Origin of the sequence: Clostridium tagluense (assembly GCF_003865095.1) — a bacterium.
GTDB lineage: Bacteria > Bacillota > Clostridia > Clostridiales > Clostridiaceae > Clostridium_AD > Clostridium_AD tagluense.
The window spans coordinates 58,874-77,675 of the sequence record NZ_BHYK01000007.1 but is presented as its reverse complement, the minus strand read 5'-3'; the positions used below and the strand labels follow the sequence as shown (position 1 = coordinate 77,675).

15 protein-coding genes are annotated in these 18,802 nt (G+C 34.1%); all 15 read right to left on the bottom strand.

Annotated elements, in window-relative coordinates; all coding sequences use genetic code 11:
* Window positions 1-109: 109 nt before the first annotated feature.
* Entirely contained in the window at window positions 110-1,525 is a 1,416-nt protein-coding gene (gnd, locus tag Ctaglu_RS07985) for an NADP-dependent phosphogluconate dehydrogenase (protein WP_124999820.1), read from the bottom strand.
* Window positions 1,526-1,709: 184 nt separating this feature from the next.
* Complete coding sequence (gnd, locus tag Ctaglu_RS07980) at window positions 1,710-3,110, bottom strand: NADP-dependent phosphogluconate dehydrogenase (RefSeq protein WP_124999818.1); 1,401 nt, start codon at window positions 3,108-3,110, stop codon at window positions 1,710-1,712.
* 63 nt (window positions 3,111-3,173) lie between these two features.
* Window positions 3,174-4,493 (bottom strand): gluconate:H+ symporter, encoded by a 1,320-nt coding sequence (locus Ctaglu_RS07975; RefSeq protein ID WP_124999816.1) that lies wholly within the window; start codon window positions 4,491-4,493, stop codon window positions 3,174-3,176.
* 15 nt (window positions 4,494-4,508) lie between these two features.
* Window positions 4,509-6,032, bottom strand: a complete 1,524-nt coding sequence (gene gntK, locus Ctaglu_RS07970) for a gluconokinase (RefSeq protein WP_124999814.1) — start codon at window positions 6,030-6,032, stop codon at window positions 4,509-4,511.
* 185 nt (window positions 6,033-6,217) lie between these two features.
* Entirely contained in the window at window positions 6,218-7,066 is an 849-nt protein-coding gene (locus tag Ctaglu_RS07965; RefSeq protein ID WP_124999812.1) for a MurR/RpiR family transcriptional regulator, read from the bottom strand.
* 256 nt (window positions 7,067-7,322) lie between these two features.
* Entirely contained in the window at window positions 7,323-8,432 is a 1,110-nt protein-coding gene (locus Ctaglu_RS07960) for an ABC transporter permease subunit (RefSeq protein WP_124999810.1), read from the bottom strand.
* 3 nt (window positions 8,433-8,435) lie between these two features.
* Window positions 8,436-9,470: an ABC transporter permease subunit gene (locus Ctaglu_RS07955; RefSeq protein WP_124999808.1), complete on the bottom strand. Its 1,035-nt coding sequence runs from the start codon at window positions 9,468-9,470 to the stop codon at window positions 8,436-8,438.
* Window positions 9,458-11,083, bottom strand: a complete 1,626-nt coding sequence (locus tag Ctaglu_RS07950; protein ID WP_124999806.1) for a sugar ABC transporter ATP-binding protein — start codon at window positions 11,081-11,083, stop codon at window positions 9,458-9,460. The genes Ctaglu_RS07955 and Ctaglu_RS07950 overlap by 13 nt, the downstream gene beginning before the upstream one ends.
* Window positions 11,084-11,223: 140 nt before the next feature.
* Entirely contained in the window at window positions 11,224-12,432 is a 1,209-nt protein-coding gene (locus tag Ctaglu_RS07945; protein WP_124999804.1) for a DUF3798 domain-containing protein, read from the bottom strand.
* Between the two features lie 570 nt (window positions 12,433-13,002).
* A complete protein-coding gene (gene bioA / locus Ctaglu_RS07940; protein ID WP_124999803.1) occupies window positions 13,003-14,373 on the bottom strand; it encodes an adenosylmethionine--8-amino-7-oxononanoate transaminase in 1,371 nt (456 codons plus the stop codon).
* Window positions 14,374-14,394: 21 nt separating this feature from the next.
* On the bottom strand, window positions 14,395-15,120 hold the full coding sequence (bioD, locus tag Ctaglu_RS07935) for a dethiobiotin synthase (protein WP_124999801.1): 726 nt from the start codon (window positions 15,118-15,120) through the stop codon (window positions 14,395-14,397).
* Complete coding sequence (gene bioB, locus Ctaglu_RS07930; RefSeq protein WP_124999799.1) at window positions 15,113-16,096, bottom strand: biotin synthase BioB; 984 nt, start codon at window positions 16,094-16,096, stop codon at window positions 15,113-15,115. The genes bioD and bioB overlap by 8 nt, the downstream gene beginning before the upstream one ends.
* Before the next feature lie 23 nt (window positions 16,097-16,119).
* A complete protein-coding gene (locus Ctaglu_RS07925; RefSeq protein ID WP_124999797.1) occupies window positions 16,120-16,674 on the bottom strand; it encodes a biotin transporter BioY in 555 nt (184 codons plus the stop codon).
* A gap of 163 nt (window positions 16,675-16,837) precedes the next feature.
* Entirely contained in the window at window positions 16,838-17,638 is an 801-nt protein-coding gene (locus tag Ctaglu_RS07920) for a metalloprotease family protein (protein ID WP_124999795.1), read from the bottom strand.
* A 151-nt stretch (window positions 17,639-17,789) separates the two neighbouring features.
* The gene (locus tag Ctaglu_RS07915; RefSeq protein WP_124999793.1) at window positions 17,790-18,782 is read right to left on the bottom strand and encodes an NADH:flavin oxidoreductase; all 993 of its coding nucleotides are present in this window, start codon (window positions 18,780-18,782) and stop codon (window positions 17,790-17,792) included.
* Window positions 18,783-18,802 lie beyond the last annotated feature (20 nt).

Below are 18,802 nucleotides of genomic sequence, written 5' to 3'. Positions count from 1 at the left end.
GCAATTTCAAACTGAAATAAATGGTTAACTCCAGGGATTGCTCTAAAGTTAAAATAGTATGAAAGCCCTGCAATTTTTCTAAATTGCAGGGCTTTTCAATTTATTCTTTTTATTTATTATCGGTTACCCATTCATGATGGAATATTCCTTCTTTATCAGTTCTTTCAAATGTATGAGCACCAAAATAATCTCTCTGTGCCTGTAGTAAGTTTGCTGGGAGATTTGCACTCCTATAACTATCATAATACATTAACGCACTGGAAATTCCCGGAACTGGTATTCCTAAATTTACAGCTGTGGATACTACATATCGTAAGTCCTTTCCATAACTATTAAGGATATCCACAAAATATGAATCTAACATTAAATTTTTAATATTAGCATCATTTTCATAAGCATCATTTATCTTGTTAAGGAATTGAGCGCGAATAATACACCCACCTCTAAATATTTTAGCAATTTTCCCATATTCAAGTTCCCAATTATACTCTACTGCTGCAGCCTTCATAAGTGCAAATCCCTGGGCATAAGAACATATTTTACTAGCATAAAGGGCCCTTCTTACGGATTCTATAAATTCATTTATATCCCCCTCAAATACTGTATCTGGCCCTTTTAATATGTTACTCGCCAAAGTTCGTTCATCTTTTAATGCAGATATGCAACGCGAAAAAACAGCCTCTGTTATAGTAGGGATTGGTACTGCCAGATCCAAAGCACTTTGACTAGTCCATTTTCCTGTTCCCTTTTGGCCTGCACTGTCTAAAATAATATCAACCATGTACCCTCCAGTCTCATTATCTTTCTGCGCAAATATTTCACTAGTTATTTCCATTAGATAACTATCAAGCTCACCACTGTTCCACTCCATAAAAATATCATGAAGCTGCTCATTCGATAGACCTATAACTCCTTTTAAAAGTGCATAAGCTTCGCAAATAAGCTGCATGTCTGCATATTCAATTCCATTATGTACCATCTTCACATAATGTCCTGCTCCGTTTGCTCCAATATAAGTGCAACAAGGCTGCCCATCTACTTTTGCAGCTATAGCCGTAAAAATTGGTTCTACCATTTTATAAGCATCAATTTGACCTCCCGGCATAATTGATGGTCCTTTTAAAGCTCCCTCTTCTCCTCCTGAAACTCCTGCACCTATGAAATTAAAGCCCAAAGCTTCAAGCTGCTTGTTTCTACGTATTGTATCCATAAAAAAGGAATTTCCGCCATCAATTAATATATCACCCTTGGAAATATAAGGTATTATCTTTTCTATAGCGTCATCAACGGGTTTTCCTGCTTTTATCATAATCAATATTTTTCTTGGCGTCTCTAGAGAATTTACAAACTCTTCTATAGAATATGTTCCCAAAATATTCTTTTGTTTTTCCGCTATCAATAACGCATCTGTCTTAATTCTATTTCTATTATAGACGGAAACAGAAAATCCTCTACTTTCAATATTTAAAGCTAGATTTTTACCCATGACACCTAAGCCTATAACTCCAATTTGCTGTTTATCCATAATTTAAATCCTCCTTACCGTAATACCATTTAATTTTCACATACATAATATTTTTATTTTCTTAATTATACACTTAAAACACTTAAATAAGTGTAAATATTTATTATTTCTTGATAAACATTATAAAACAAACCTGCAGTCTAAAATATAAACTGCAGGTTTTTACATTTAATTTAGTATCACTTTACCATTCATGATGAAATATTCCTTCTTTATCCCTTCTTTCAAAGGTATGAGCTCCAAAATAATCTCTTTGTGCCTGTAGTAAGTTTGCTGGGAGATTTGCACTTCTATAGCTGTCATAATACATTAGTGCACTAGATATTCCGGGAATTGGCACACCTAAATTTACAGCTGTAGATATTACATATCGTAAGTCCTTTTGATAATTATTAAGAATGTCCTTAAAATATGAATCTAGCATTAGATTTTTAATATTAGCATCATTTTCATAAGCAATGCTAATCCTATTAAGGAATTGAGCGCGAATAATACACCCACCTCTGAATATTTTGGCAATTTCTTCATATTTAAGGTCCCAATTATACTCCACTGCTGCAGCTTTCATAAGTGCAAATCCCTGGGCATAGGAACATATTTTACTTGCATAAAGAGCCCTTCTTACAGCTTCTATAAACTCATTTATATTTCCTTCAAATAATGTATCTGGTCCTTTTAATATGCTACTTGCCATCAAGCGTTCATCCTTTAATGCAGATATGCAACGTGCAAAAACAGCCTCTGTTATTGTAGGTATTGGTACACCTAAATCTAGAGCGCTTTGACTCGTCCATTTACCTGTACCCTTTTGGCCTGCGCTATCTAAAATAATATCAACCATATGCTTCCCAGTCTCATCATCCTTTTTCGCAAATATTTCACTAGTTATTTCTATTAGGTAACTATCAAGTTCACCTTTATTCCACTCTTTAAAAACATCATGAAGCTGTTCATTCGAAAGCCCTGCAACCCCTTTTAAAAGTGCATAGGCTTCACAAATAAGTTGCATATCTGCATACTCAATACCATTGTGAACCATTTTCACATAATGTCCTGCTCCATTTTCACCAATATAGCTGCAGCATGACTGCCCATCTACTTTTGCAGCTATAGCTGTAAAAATTGGTTCAACTATTTTACAAGCATCAATTTGACCTCCAGGCATAATTGCTGGTCCTTTTAAAGCTCCCTCTTCTCCCCCAGAAACGCCTGTTCCTATGAATTTAAAACCTAATTCTTCAAGTTTTTTGCTTCTACGTATTGTATCCATAAAAAAGGAATTTCCGCCATCAATTAATATGTCACCCTTAGATATATATGGTATTAGTTCTTCTATAGCATCATCAATAGGTTTGCCGGCTTTTATCATAATCAATATTTTTCTTGGAATTTGGAGAGAATTTACGAATTCTTTTATAGAATATGTTCCCACAATATTTTTTTCTTTAGCCTCTATCAATAATTCATCTGTTGTAGTTGCATCTCGATCATATACTGAAACAGACATTCCTCTGCTTTCAACGTTTAAAGCAAGATTTTTACCCATTACACCAATGCCTATAACTCCAAATTGTTGTTTATCCATAATATAAACTCCCCCTTTTTTTTAATTTAGACAGGACAGGCAAAGCTTCACCTGTGTAAAATTTTAATGTATAATCATATTTAATAATAGAACCATAACTAATCCAACCACAGAAATTATAGTTTCGAGTACCGTCCAGGATTTTAATGTTTCTGGTATTGATAGATTGAAATATTCTTTAAACATCCAAAAACCAGGATCATTAACATGTGAGAATATTAAGCTTCCTGCACCTGTTGCGAGTACCATAAGTTCTGGGCTAGCACCAGTTGCTACAATTAATGGTCCTACAATACCTGCTGCTGTAAGTCCCGCCACTGTTGCAGATCCTAATGCTATTCTGAGTATTGCAGCAATTAGCCATGCAAGTAGTAATGGTGATATGCTTGATCCGCTCATAATTAGTGCAACATAATCTGCAACTCCACTATCTACTAAAACCTGTTTGAAGGCTCCACCTCCACCTATTATTAATAGTATCATAGCTATTGCTGCTATAGATTCAGTTACAGTTTTCATAACTTCAGGCATTTTTTTGCCCTTGTTTAGTCCAAAAGTGAATATAGCTAAAAGTACAGCTAAAAGTAATGCTATTACTGGATCTCCTAAGAAAGTAGTATAATTTAATATGGGAGAAGTTTTTGGCAATACAATAGTCGCAATAGCCCTTACTGCCATAAGTATTACTGGCACTAAAGCCGTAAACACACTTATTCCAAAACCAGGCATTTCTTTATCTGTAAATATCTTAGGATTAAATAAGTCTTTTGGTATATCATGCTCCATATGCTTTAGGAACTTTGTAAGTACAGGACCCGCAAGAATTACTGCAGGTATTGCAACTACAATACCATAAAGTAACGTCCTACCTAAATCTGCTTTATAAATAGCAGCTATAGCTGTAGGACCTGGATGTGGTGGTAAGAATCCATGAGTGGCGGAAAGTGCTGCTGCCATTGGAACCCCTATATATAAAAGCGGAATATCAGCAGCTGCTGCTATTGTAAACACTAGTGGTATTAAAAGTACAAAACCTATTTCATAAAATAGTGCCATACCGACTATAAAACCTGTTATTACCACTGCCAATTGTATTCTCTTTTTTCCAAACTTATCAATTAACGTAAGAGCTATTCTTTGTGCCCCACCACTATCTGCCATGAGCTTACCAAGCATAGCGCCAAATCCAAGTACCAATGCAAGTGTACCTAATGTACCACCAACGCCTTTTGTAATAGAAGTTACAACGGTAGGAAGTGGCATACCTTCCAAAATACCCACTGTTAGTGCCACGAGAATTAATGATAAGAAACCATTTAATTTAAAAGCTATCATAAGAACTAATAATAACACAACTCCTAAAGCAACAATTAATAATGGCATAATATAATCACCCCTTTATTTTTGTAATAAACTAATGCTTACAAACTCATCCTTTAATTTTATGTACAATCTTTCGTAAATTTCGAAAGTTTTCATATAAACTTCATGGTTTTTTATATCTGGCTTAAAGGTTTTAGAAATAGGAACTAATTTTTCTACTTGTTCAATGTTATCTATAAGCCCTATTGCTTTCATACCCAGCACTACCGCTCCTAAACATGAACTTTCGTAGCTTTCTGCTATTACTACCTTTTTATTAAATACATCGGCTAGCATTTGAACCCAAAGCTCAGATCTAACAAAACCTCCAGTAGCATAGATTGTATCAATATTACCAGTTGTCTCCTCTAAAGCTTTTCCCACACTATAAACACCAAATATCACTCCCTCTAACAGCGCTCTTAGAAAATGTTCCCTCTTATGAGTAATATTTATTCCAAAGAAAACGCCTTTGGAATTTGCATCCCAATGTGGAGCTCGCTCCCCCAGTAGATATGGCAAGAATATCAAACCATTTGATCTTGCGGGTACCTTTGAGGCTTCTTTTGTCAATAATTCATAAGTATCAATACCTAAAGTCTCAGCTCGCGTAACTTCTAACTGCGAAAAATTATCCCTGAACCATCTAAAAATTATTCCTCCATTATTAACAGGTCCTCCAAGAACAAAACGATTTTCTGTAAGAATATAACTAAAAATTCTTTCACTCTCATCATTTTTGGGTTTATCTGCTATTATTCTTATAGCTCCACTAGTTCCAATTGTAACTGCAGCATCTCCAGGTTTTATAGCATTTGCCCCAAGGTTTGCAAGGCAACCATCACTTCCCCCAATTATAAAGGGAGTTTCTATGTCAATTCCCATTAAATCTGCATATTTTTTATCCAAGCCTTTAAAAACCTGGGTTGGGGATACTGGTGTAGATAGTTTGTCCTCACTTATTCCTGCAACTTGTAATGAATTTTTATTCCATTGAAAATCATAAATATCAAACAGGCCTGTAGCAGATGCAATTGAATAATCCACAACATACTTACGGAACAGTTTAAAGAAAACATATTCTTTAATTGAAATAAATTTATATGTTTTTTTAAATATTAACTCCATATTATCCTTCATCCATGCAAGCTTGCATAGTGGGGACATTGGATGTATCGGTGTGCCTGTTCTCATATAAATTTCATGACCTATTTTGCTATTTTTTATTCTTTCTGAATATTCCACACTTCTAGTATCTGCCCAAATAATACAATCAGTTAATTTATCTCCATTTTCATTTACAGCCATTATACCGTGCATAGCAGAACTGAAACTCACACCAAGAAGCTTATTTCCTTTTTTAGTATTTTCACTTGCTACACTTTTTATAGAATTAATAACTGCCTCAAACATCTCGCCTGGATCTTGCTCACTCCAAGAAGATTTAGGATTTAATATAGGATATCCTATATTACACTTTGAAATTACATTTCCCAATAAATCAAAGGCAATTGCTTTAGTACTACTTGTTCCAATATCTAGTCCAATTAAATATTCCATGATATCCTCCTATTTGAAATAAATTTTCTTTTTATTCTTTAATATTAGTATAATTGCTATTTTATGAAAATTATTATCTTTTTTATTATTATATTATAGTGTAAAGGTTTAATCAAGGTTTTTTTGAAAATAGTTTTCATTTTTGCGTAAAAAAATACACTCTTATTGAGTGTATGAAAATTATTTTAATATCTCTTATTTGCTATAGCTTCCCTTATTTGCCCTAAAGCCTTATAATAATTCTCTTTATCCTTTAAACAAGTACCTACAAACAAACAGTCTATAAGTGATAATGCACTGATTCTTGCATCCATTGCCTCACTTTTTGATAGATTTTCTTTACCATAAGATAGTAGAACCACATCTGATACCTTTGATATAGGAGACTTAAAATTTGAAGTTACTGATATTATTTTCACTCCTTTTTCCTTGGCAATTCGCAGGCTCTCTACTAATTCCTTATTACTTCCAGTATTTGAAATAGCTAGAATGCAATCATTTTCGTCATACATTGAACTTATCATAGCTTGAAAATGAGAGTCTTCATGAAATATGCAGTACTTTCCTGTTCTCATAAACTTGTGATATGCATCAAGGGCTATTGCGGCCGATCCACCCATACCGAAAAAAGCTGTTCTTTTCGCACTATGAATATAGCCTATAGCCTTATCTAACTCCCCACTGTCGTTTATTCTTAAAGTCTCATTAAGAGAACTTATTGTAGAATTAAATATCTTTTGCATTATAACCAAGGTATCATCATTCTCTTTTATTTCTTCATGAATATTTACAAGAGGCTTTACAATTTCACTAGCTATGCTTATCTTTAAATCTTGATATCCTTTAAACCCTAGTTTTTTACTAAGTCTAAACACCGTGGCTTCACCACATTTACAGTTATCAGCAAGTTCTGTAATAGATGAGTGGATAATATCCTTTGGATTTTTAAGTATGTATTCCCCAACTCTTTTTTCCGCACCTTTAAGTTCTGAATATATATTTCTTAATCTTTCTATACCGCCTATGTCATTCATTATATTACCACCTAACAGTATTTTTGGCTTTACTTACGATTTCATCATACAAGCTCTTCCATAGTTTCTATTATACTATATATTATTAAATTGCATAAGCAAAAACGCATTGTGCCTTTTAAATCACCCTGCGTTTACAACTAACTATTCATTTTAGTATAATTTTTTTTAGAACATGCCTTATGCTTCCAAAGGTTGAGATAAATTATCCCTAAATCTTTATATTTGCATTACTAATATATTTCTAACACATTTATCATTTACTAGCCTGTTTTTCCATATCTAACTGAAAACTGTGCCGCTCCATATCTTTATCCTTTTGTCGTTTCCAAGCATGTAGAACTAGCGCTATGGTAATAACCCCGTAGGATATAAACATACGCAAGTATTCACCAATCATAGCCGACCCAGTAATATTTTTGCCTGCCATAGGCATAACTATAAACATCAAATGAAACAGTGCAGTACCAATAATGGCATTTGGGATAGAAGCTCTAGTAACCGTTGCACCACCAACTAAAAGTGATGCAGCTGCAAAAAGGCCTGCTTGATCTGCTCCATTATAGGTATTCATAGTTCCTATATTCTGCAGATAAATTATTTGTCCAAAGCAAGCAAGGACTGTTGAAATTATGATGGACTGAATACGTGTCTTATCAACAGCAATTCCTGCAGTATCAGATACACTCATGTCAAGTCCTACAGCTCTCATATCCTGACCCAGTTTTGTTTTTCTAAACCAAACAGTGAAGACACAAATCAAACCTATAATCAAAAAGGTTCCAACCGGAATATTTATACCATTTATATTTATTAAAATTAGTTTATCAAATCCTTTAGCTACACCCAAGTTCAAGGCATTACGTACACCATACCCTTTAGAAAGCAGCAGTGAACTAGTCTTAAACGGAATTACATTTCCGCACATGTATAAAAGAAAGAATTGATAAACACCAAGAATAAAAAAACCTAGAATCATGCCAGTAACCATTTCACGGCCTTTAGCCCTATTTAGTACCACACCACAAAAATATCCAAGGCCTATTGCTATAGGCGCTGCAACAAGTGCCGCAAGGAGTAGCCCTGGAGCTCCTGTAATACCCCAGTCAGTAATAAATATCAATCCAATTTGACCTGCCATAGCACCTAAAACCATCCCAAAGTTGATACCCATTCCCGCCATAATGGGAAGCAGCAGTGCTAATACTAGGAAAGAGTTTCTTGCCAGCCTGGTTATAATCTGATCCACCAAAAAACCTCCAGAATACCCCGAAAGCGGTATTGCTATTATGCTGATGATTAAAAACATTAATGGCACAACACTACCCGTAAGTAATGGACCTATTTTTTTCTTATCAAATTTCATGACCTACCTCCCTTTCCGAGTCAGTGCATATACAATCAATCCGTTAGAAACTATTATTCGGATGATTTCAGATACGTCAATATTGATCGCACTGTTTATGACTGACGGCGTCATTGTCAAAATACCTTGAAACAAAAATGTTCCAATAACTACATTGGTGATGGTTGCTTTGTTAACGCAGGCACCTCCAAGGAGAACAGCTGCCACCGATGGAAAGACAAACGCTGTGGGTCCATTGTACATTTGAATAAAACCAAAGCCTTGCTCAAAAGCAATCATACCAACTGCTGCTATCATTGTTGACAGCATTACTGATACTAGTCTCATTTTATTAATATTAATTCCTGAAGCCCTTGCATAATCTGGATTAGAGCCCACTGCTGTTATAGCAGTTCCAAGCTTTGTTTTAAAAAAGCCCCAAACTATCAAACACATAAGACTAAAAAATAAAAGCATTCCTATAGGTATAATTAGATATTTTGAAACAGGGATTTTGAAGAAATCACTAAGTACATGTATCCAGTAGTCTTCAACACTAATTGTGGTTCTGAGCCCCTCTCCTTTAAAACCCATAACACTTGCTGGATTTTTAAAGGGAAGTTTGAGCCACAATATGTTCATTAAAAAAACGAATGAGAAACCCACATATGTGGCTATAATCATTTCATCTCCTTTAACACGGTTAAGTAGTAGTCCATAAAGAAAACCCAAAACTGCGGCCATAGCAAGGCCAACTAAAAAGGCTACTCCAATCCCTGCCATACCTGTAAGATTAAACTCTAGGCTCACCACAGCTCCCATCATTCCTGATATAAGGCCTACTGGAACACCAAAGTTCAGCCCGCATCCTGATTGAATCATAGGCACCATAGAAAGTACCATAATACCACTCATACCAAACCGTACAATAACATCATTTAAAGATGTATCAATCCTTACCCCGAAAATAGGAGCCACAATAATTAATATTAGCAGGAAAATGGCAATGATGATGCGAGCCCATCCAAAATTTTTGACGAATTTTTTTATCTGAGCCATATTTTTTCACCCTCTTCGTTTATCTTAAATTCTCCGGCCATTAATAACCCAAAATCAACTACTTCTGCATCTGGTGGCAGAATACCAAATATTTTCCCTTCACAAACAATAGCTATCCTATCACTAATAGATCTAAGTTCTTCCAGTTCTGATGATATTATAACTATAGTTGTATTGTTTTCTTCATTATATTTTCTTAATGCATGTAAAACCAATTTTTTTGCTCCAACATCAATACCACGGGTAGGTTCAGAGACAAACAATAGCTTCGGATTCATAGCAAATGCCTTTGCAAGGCAAACCTTTTGTTGATTTCCCCCTGATAAATTTCTTGCCTTTTGACGCTGACTAGTGCACCTTATCTCTAGTGACTTTATATATTCCAGGGCACATGCTTTCATAGCTTTCTCGTCACGCCACTTAATCACCCCCCCTAAATAACTTTTAAGAAATTTATTTTGAACTTGCATGGCATTAAAAGCAATATTCCAGTCAATAGGTTCATCTAAAAGTAGTCCAACACCTCTACGATCCTCAGATACAAACACTATGCCACTTTGTAGTGCATTTAGTGTATTGTTTAACTTGAGTGGTTTACCCTCAAAGAAAATCTCCCCACCGCTGGCAAAAAGCCCCATAATTCCATTAGGAATTCCAAGCTTACCTTGCCCAGCAAGACCACCAATACCTAAGATTTCACCCGTGCGTACCTTTAATGACACATTTTTAATTGTTTCACCAGGCATATCCACCCAGAGATTTCGAGCTTCAAAAATAATATCCTTTTCATCAATTTTTACTAGGGGCCTTATATATTTGGCTTCTTCATCAACATCCCTACCCACCATCCATTCAGCAATCTGTCTTACATCCACACTCTCTGATGGTGTTTCCACCACAACTAACCCATCACGAAGTACAACAATAGTATCGCAAATAGATGTTATTTCATGAAGTCTGTGGGATATAAATACAATAGAAATACCTATATCAGCCAGCAGTCTCATTGATCTAAGTAAAATCTCAGCCTCAGATTCTGTAAGTACTGCAGTTGGCTCATCTAAAACAATAAGCTTAACCTGACTTCTGTTAATTTCACGTGCTATTTCTATAAATTGCTTATGTCCAACTGGCATCTCTGATACCAAAGTTTCTGTATCTAACTGAATTCCTAATGTATCTATTGCTTTTTGAGCACTCTTTCGAATTTCTGGTAAATCTATAGTTTCTACCCGTTTACCTAGGACCTTTGAAAGCAAACTTTTCTTGGTCTTTTCCATGTTAAGAAGTACATTTTCTCCTACCGTAAACCCAGGAATTAATGAAAATTCTTGGTGTACCATTCCTATTCCTGCTTTTAATGCATCCACAGGACTTTTAAATTTAATTTTTTCTCCATTTAAATAAACAGACCCTTCGTAACCACCGGTTTCAGAAATCACCTTCATACCAAATAAGATATTCATCAGTGTAGATTTGCCTGCTCCATTCTCTCCAACAAGTCCCAATATCTTTCCTTTTTCAAGTGTGAAACTTATATCTTTAAGCACCCTGTTTCCGTCATATTCTTTGCCAACACCTTCTACTTTAAGTAGTACATTATCTGTAGACAATAAATTCACCTCTTATCATTCAATATAAGGAAAATTACTTTGCACACATATGCATGCAAAGCAATTCACACTTATTTGGTTATAATAATACATTGAGAATAGTCTCTAAAGACTGCTTACTAATGTTCAATGTTTTTTGTTTACTTTATGGTCTTATATACTGGAGGAACCACTTCTTTACTGTTACCTAGGTATCCTTTTCCAAATACATAAGTGTCTTGATAAACCATTACGTGATTTGAAATTTCTTTTCCACTAACTCTATCTGTATACAAGGAACCATTCCACTCAGCTCCTGGTGTATATTGACCAAATGCCTTTATTAGATCAGCAAGATTGCCCTTTTTCATTGTGCCTTCTGCTACGCCCTTACCATATTCTACCAAACCTTCGCTAGCTGTGTATCCATAAGAATATGCCCATGTACCCATTCTTCCTGAACCACCTTTAGCTACTACAGTTGCTTCAACTTTTTTCAATATCTCAGGCCAGTTTCCAGCTTCTGCTTTTAAATCAATACCAAATGCTCCTGGATATCCCATTACTGGTGAAGGAAGATCTGGTTCAACAAATATCGCTCCCAGTTCTGCAACACGTTTTAATAATGGCTCTGTCTGAGCATCATTTGTGCAGAAAAATGCTGTATCTTTTCCATATTTTGCAACCCATGCTGGCATTTTTTCAAGAATAAACTGTTGTGCTCCTGGAATTCCAACGTCGCTTGTTGGGTCTGGAGCTGTTTCAAATACAAATTTAATTCCTAAGTCTTTACAAGCTTGTTGCATAATGTTTTTTCTGAGTGAAAGAAGTTCTATACTCATATGTCTAGGGAAAGAAATGTGCACGAAAGTTTTTGCGCCCATCTTTTTCGCAGCCAGTATCATAAGATAGCCACGGTTTACGTTATCAGGGTCTACAACCAAATCTGAAGTTGCTTCGATCATAGCAGTATCCTCTTGAGAAGAGTTAGCTAACAGTAATATATCAGGCCTTTTTTCACGAATCTGTTTAAATGCTGCAACAGTACCTGGAACTGCTTGATTTACCACAATTACTTTCATGTCTGCATCATCTGCCAGGCCAGTAATTGTACTAATAGTAGTTTCTAGTTCTTGCGTAAAATTATCTGGATAAGTAACATGCTTTATCATCCCGCCGGAAGCTGCATCGCCATACTTTTTAATCATTGCTTCAGCACCACGCAGATCATCCTCACCCTGCGATACAGTACCAGTAACAATTCCAATGTGCATCTTTTTAGTCTCAGTTACAGCCGGTTTTTTTGCACAGCCTACCATACCAAATGTTAGCATTAAACTTAAACCAATTGCTAATGACCTTTTTAACATCTAGAATCCCCCTTTTTATTTTTCAGAGCAAAGCTCATATATAATACAAAAATTCTAAGTGTAATAGTTCCCTCTACAGAAGGAATTAATTTTACAAAGAATTTGGCATTCAAGTTATAGAATGTAAGCAATTTGAATAATTTCAGAGAAATCCTGCACTTTTATAGTGAATATTTGTTCATTCATTATAAAAACGTTTTTTTGATAAAGGATATGTTCGTGTTCTTCAATCAATTAGAATATTGCCATGTTTTCATTGCAATTATTGTAATTTATTAAATATTCTGTATTAACAGTATTGTTACAATATTTTATATTCTTTGTCAAGATATAAATAACTTATAAGCTCGTAGATTTACACTCCCACAGGAGTTTTTTTGTTCTTCTTTATAAAGTATATGCAAAATGTTTGTTATATTATGCGACTTATTCCTTTTTATACAAATTAAAACTCTCACAAATTAATTCAAGAATGACTCTGAAATTAATTATTTATGCATTTTGATCTTCTCTATATAAAGAAAAAGCATTCAATCATAAAAGATTGAATGCTTTTTGGTGCCTCAATTGCTACATATCAGTATAGTCCCCACCTGCGTTTTGCTGGAAATATTCTTCTATACTTTGAAAGCAAGTATTCACCATGAACTCTATCTCCTCTTGCTGTATAATGTATGGCGGAATAAAATAAAGTACATTTCCTATAGGTCTGAGCAATAAACCTTTTTTAAGCGCAATTTTGTAAATCTCGTATCCTACTCTCATGTCAAAGGGATAACTTTCCTTTGTCTTTTTATCTTTTACTATTTCTATAGCTGTTATCATACCTATACTTCTTACTTCACCTACATGATTCAAACCTTCTGCCTTTTTTAGTGTAAGTTCTCTTATAAGTTTGCCTTTTTCTATATTGTTTTCTATAATATTATCTTGTTCAAATATCTTTAGGTTTTCGAGTGCAATGGCACATCCCATAGCATTACCTGCATAAGTATGACTATGTATAAATGATTTTCGCTCTTTATAATCTCCATAGAAGCAATCATACACTTCATCTGTAGTCATAACTACGGACATAGGCATATATCCAGCAGAAATTCCTTTTGATAGGCACATAAAGTCTGGACTTATTCCAGCATGATTACAAGCAAACATTTTTCCAGTTCTACCAAAACCCATGGCAATCTCATCTGCAATAAGGTGTACATAATATTTATCACAACAATCTCGAAGCTTTTTTAGATAAATAGGTGAATAAATCTTCATACCTGCCGCTCCTTGAACCATAGGTTCAACTATTACCGCACTTATCTCCTCGTGATTTTCCATTAAACATTTTTTCATATTTCCAAAACACTCTGCATTACAATTTTCTCTACTATAACCATATTTACACCTATAGCAATCTGGTCCTTCTACTCTTAAGGTATCTAAAAGGAGGGGCTTGTATACCATATTAAACTCATCTACATCACAAACAGACAATGCGCCCAAAGTTTCTCCATGGTATGCATCGCTTAGGGCTACAAACCTTTTCTTTTTAGTATTTCCCTTTTGCATATTGTAATGAAAGCTCATCTTTAAGGCTATTTCTACTGCTGAGGATCCATTATCAGAGAAAAATACTTTTTTAAGCTTATATGGTGTTATATTTACCAGCTTTTCCGCCAGCTCTATAGCCGGTTTATTTGAGAAATTTGCAAATATAACATGTTCAATGCTGTCTATTTGTTTTTTTATGGCCTCATTGATTCTCTTATTACTATGTCCTAGAGTATTCGTCCACCAAGATGATATACAATCTAAATATGCATTTCCATGTATATCATAAAGCCAAACCCCTTCACCTTTTTCAATAACTATTGGATTAAGCTCCTCATAGTCCTTCATTTGTGAACAAGGATGCCATATATATTTTAAATCCTTTTCTACATAATTCATATAAATACCTCAACTTTCATTTTATAATTTATCCATGCATTCCTCTATATTCTTAGCACTAAAAGCAATCTCTGCATTTCTCCTTATAGCTTGTACCATATTTCCTTTTAGGTCTTCAATCTTTTTAAACTTGCCTATAATGGTTACTTTAGTAAGTTTTTCTATCATCTTAATATTATCATTGCAAATCATATTTTCTATATAATTGTTTATTATAATTCCTTTTATCTTAATCCCTAGAGATTCTATATATTTAACAGTTAGTACTGTATGATTAATTGTCCCTACCCCAGCTCTTGCCACAATAATAACGCTCATATTTAAATCCACAATAAGATTTTCAAGAGTATATAATCCTCTTTCATCATCTATCAATGGACATACTATTCCACCGCTACCCTCCGCAATTATATAATCATATTTTTTCTTTAAATAATCGTATTTTTCTCTTATTACATCTATTTCAATAGGCTTGTTCTCAAGTTTTGCGGCAAGATGAGGAGATACAGCGTTCTTATAAACATAAGGTGTTATATTAAAGTAATCTTCTTCTAAATTACTCACATCACAAGCAAGCAAAGCATCACCTGGAACAAGCTCATTGCCTACTTCAAATGCCCCACTAAGTGCTGCCTTAAAATATGTAGCATTATATCCATTACTCCTAAGCACATGAATAATCCCTGCAGTTACAACAGTTTTACCCACATCCGTATCTGTTCCAACTATAAATATCCCCTTAGCCATTTTTTCTAACCTCCAGATTTAACTCACTTACCATTTTCTTATCATCACATATTTTATTACCTGATGTTGTTAGGTAGTTTCCAGTGATTGTAGCATTGGCTCCTACATTAAAACAATTTTTGCCAAACTCATCTATGCGATTTCTTCCCCCAGCAAGTCTTATAAGCGCTTTTGGATTCACCAATCTGAAGATAGCAATAGTTTTTAGTATTTCCTCCTGGTTTAATCTTTCTGCATTTTCTAGAGGTGTTCCCTCAATTGGATTCAATACATTTATAGGAATAGATTTAACACCTAAATCCCTTAACAAAAAAGCTAGCTTAATTCTATCTTCAAAGCTTTCTCCAAGGCCAATAATTCCCCCAGAGCAAACAAGCATTCCAGCCCTTGATGCTGCATTTATAGTATCTAGTCTTTCATCATAGCTGTGAGTTGTACATATGTTTTCATAGTACTCTCTGCTAGTTTCTAGGTTATGATGATACATTGTTATCCCACTCTCTTTTAACTTAAGCAATTGCTCATATCCAAGTATACCCAGCGAAGCACATAAATCCATTTTTATTTCCTTATTTAGCTCTTCATATATATGTAAAATCTTTTCAAAATCACTTTCAGTAGGTCCTCTACCACTTGTCACTAATGAAAATCTATTTACTCCCTCATTTTGATTTTCCTTTGCTAGTTTTAAAGCATCTTCTTTTGAGACTAATCCATACTCTTCTACATTCGTATTATAATAAGCAGATTGCGCGCAGAATTTGCAGTCCTCAGTGCAACATCCTGATTTTGCATTCATTATGCTACAAAAATCCACTTCCCTGCCACAAAAATATTCTCGCACTTTATTCGCAGTATTGAATAGTAGTACTATATCTTCTTTTTCAGCAATGCTAGTTAATTCCATTGTCTCTTCAAAACTTATAGCTTGACCTGATAAAACATTTTTCTCTATGCTCTTAATAAATTCTTTCATCTTGTCCTCCTCTTTTATTGTTTTTATTCTATATATCCACTTTTTTTTAATACAGGTATTAATTTCATTGAAATATATGCTGCAAATATTGTTAGTATCAAATCCCCAGCTATACAAACCACAAAACCATAAAAAAACGCAAAATAAAAAGAAATATTTTTTCCTAGGTATAAATTATAACTAATGTATAAATATACAACTCCAAATAAATATATAAAAAACAGACCCAAAAGCAGTGTAAATATAGTCTTTAAAAAAGTTAATTCCACAACATTCTCTCTTATTTTACCTATAACATAGGCCGCTACTATAAAGCCAATAAGATATCCAAAAGTAGGTTTAAATATGTAGCTAATACCTCCCCCTTCTGTAAATACAGGCACCCCGCAAAGTCCAATGGCCACATAAACTATTTGCGATAATGCACCTAATCTCGAACCTAAAATTATGCCAGCTAACGCACAAAATAAATATTGCAGGGTAAAAGGTACATATGGTATTGGCACCTTAATAAAAGCTCCTATTGCTGTTAGAGCTGCAAACATAGCTACTAAAATTAAATTTCTTGTATTTTTCATAAATATTCCTCCTTTACACCATGGTACATACTAATAATAATGGAATAGCCCCCAATTGTAAACCATAATTATTTTTTGGTTTACAATCGAGGGCTATTCACTATTTTTTTTGCTTATTTATTAGACTTTGGTAAGAATAACAATTATTTCAGCAAATATTAAATTAATTCTTTATTATTGATAGAAGTAAACTTACAATGTACGTTATACTAGAAAAAATCAAGGATACTATGAGAAATCCTATTAGTACAATATTATACTTCAATATACTTTCAGCCACAAAAAATCTTGAAAAGCCAAAAACATTGACAACTAATATTAAAAGAAATATTATAATTAATCCTTTAGAGGCACCTTTAATATCCGCAGAACTTAAGGATATATGGGATGAGATACATATAGCCAAAAATAAGAATAGTATAAAGTAGGGATTTGCTAAATTATTCATTGAAAAAATTGTTTTTATTAAATCAATATAAGAATTAAGTATGACCTTTATTGTTTCCGGGCTTATACTAGTTATGTTTATATTATTTAAAGATATATTTATAAATTCATTGTATGTCTTCGGAATGATTATGTGCATTAATGCAATTATAACGGAAATTCCTCCGAATATAGGAGCAATTCCTATAAAAAAATTACCTGCTTGTTGATATACACTATTAGGATTATACGCATGACTTACATACCCAAGTACCCCATTTTCATCTCTCCTCTGCAAAAGCACCACTTTTTTAATTTTGTGTCCAAAGAGAACACAAAAGATAGCATGGGACATTTCGTGTATAGGAACCCCTATAACACCTGTAATAGCAACTGCCTTAAAGCCAAAACTCCTTTGAAAATTTCCCATTGAATGGCCCCTCAAAAATCCAAGAATAAATCCTACTAGAATTATCATTCCTGTCAAATATAAGGTATCAATTATTGTCTTTATTATTGTGTTTACTAAGAAGTCCATCTAATCATCCTTTCAAATTTTGCTGCGTATTTATTTCTAATTCTAATAACTTACATGAAGTTATAAACTCATTTTAGATTCATAATAAGAACGCCACCGACTCTTATAAATCGGTGGCTTACCACTTTAAGTAATTCTATCTTTTTGATACTTATTTAAGCGTTTCAATAGCATTTTGAGCCCACTTAGAGTCTTTATATATAGCTCTAGCTACACCAATAAGATCAGCTTTTCCTTCTGAAAGAAGTTTTTCAGCTGCATGAGCCTGCGTAATCCCACCAGTGAGTATTACTGGAATTGACACAACTTCCTTAATAGCTTCAGTTAGGGATGAAAAATATCCTTGACTAGTATTACCGGTCACAGTATATCCACAAAATCCTCCAGAAATATCAAGAACATCTACTCCTGCCCTTTCAAATTCTAGGGCTGCAGCTTTACTATCTTCAATTGTACTTCCACCTTCCATATAATCAGAAGCTCCTAATCTAAGAAGAATTGGAAATTCATTACCAACAGCATCTTTTACTGCTTTAATAATATCTAAATGAATTTTAATTCTTCCGAGTAACTCTCCACCATATTCGTCATTTCGTTTATTAGAAAGCGGAGAAAAAAATTGATTTAGAAGATATCCATGAGCAGAATGAATCTCTACCCCATCAAACCCAGCTGCTTTTGTACGTAGTGCCGCCTTCGCAAATTCTTCGATTATAATTTTAATTTCACTTTTAGTAAGTTCCTTTGGAACAGTACCTGTTCGAGGGTTTGCTATAGCTGAAGGTCCCACAGGCTCATATCCTGTGATATCTATTTTTGTGGCACTTCCAGCATGATTAATTTGCATTACTGTTTTAGAGCCATTTTTATGAATAATATTTGCCAGTTCTTTTAGATCCTCCACAACATTATCCTCTGCTATAGAAAGCATTCTTTCACTAGCCTTTCCCTTTTGCGCTATAAAGCTATGTTCTATAATAATTAATGAAATATACCCACCCTGGGATTTTTCATCATAATAATCTAATATCTCTTTACTTACCCTTCCATCCTGTTCAGATTTAGATGTAGCCATGGGTGGCATAACCAATCTATTGTTAAAAGTTAACTTACATTGTTTTAGCGGTTTAAGTAAATATGACATTTTTAGGCCTCCTTGTAAAT

Excerpts from the sequence above, each read along its gene's own strand:
- gntK (WP_124999814.1), bottom strand. The coding sequence starts at position 6,032 with ATGGAATATTTAATTGGACTAGATATTGGAACAAGTAGTACTAAAGCA.
- Ctaglu_RS07915 (WP_124999793.1), bottom strand. The coding sequence starts at position 18,782 with ATGTCATATTTACTTAAACCGCTAAAACAATGTAAGTTAACTTTTAAC.
- Ctaglu_RS07945 (WP_124999804.1), bottom strand. The coding sequence starts at position 12,432 with ATGTTAAAAAGGTCATTAGCAATTGGTTTAAGTTTAATGCTAACATTT.
- Ctaglu_RS07965 (WP_124999812.1), bottom strand. The coding sequence starts at position 7,066 with ATGAATGACATAGGCGGTATAGAAAGATTAAGAAATATATATTCAGAA.
- bioB (WP_124999799.1), bottom strand. The coding sequence starts at position 16,096 with ATGAAAGAATTTATTAAGAGCATAGAGAAAAATGTTTTATCAGGTCAA.
- Ctaglu_RS07920 (WP_124999795.1), bottom strand. The coding sequence starts at position 17,638 with ATGGACTTCTTAGTAAACACAATAATAAAGACAATAATTGATACCTTA.
- gnd (WP_124999818.1), bottom strand. The coding sequence starts at position 3,110 with ATGGATAAACAACAATTTGGAGTTATAGGCATTGGTGTAATGGGTAAA.
- bioA (WP_124999803.1), bottom strand. The coding sequence starts at position 14,373 with ATGAATTATGTAGAAAAGGATTTAAAATATATATGGCATCCTTGTTCA.
- Ctaglu_RS07960 (WP_124999810.1), bottom strand. The coding sequence starts at position 8,432 with ATGAAATTTGATAAGAAAAAAATAGGTCCATTACTTACGGGTAGTGTT.
- gnd (WP_124999820.1), bottom strand. The coding sequence starts at position 1,525 with ATGGATAAACAGCAAATTGGAGTTATAGGCTTAGGTGTCATGGGTAAA.
- Ctaglu_RS07975 (WP_124999816.1), bottom strand. The coding sequence starts at position 4,493 with ATGCCATTATTAATTGTTGCTTTAGGAGTTGTGTTATTATTAGTTCTT.
- Ctaglu_RS07955 (WP_124999808.1), bottom strand. The coding sequence starts at position 9,470 with ATGGCTCAGATAAAAAAATTCGTCAAAAATTTTGGATGGGCTCGCATC.
- Ctaglu_RS07925 (WP_124999797.1), bottom strand. The coding sequence starts at position 16,674 with ATGAAAAATACAAGAAATTTAATTTTAGTAGCTATGTTTGCAGCTCTA.
- bioD (WP_124999801.1), bottom strand. The coding sequence starts at position 15,120 with ATGGCTAAGGGGATATTTATAGTTGGAACAGATACGGATGTGGGTAAA.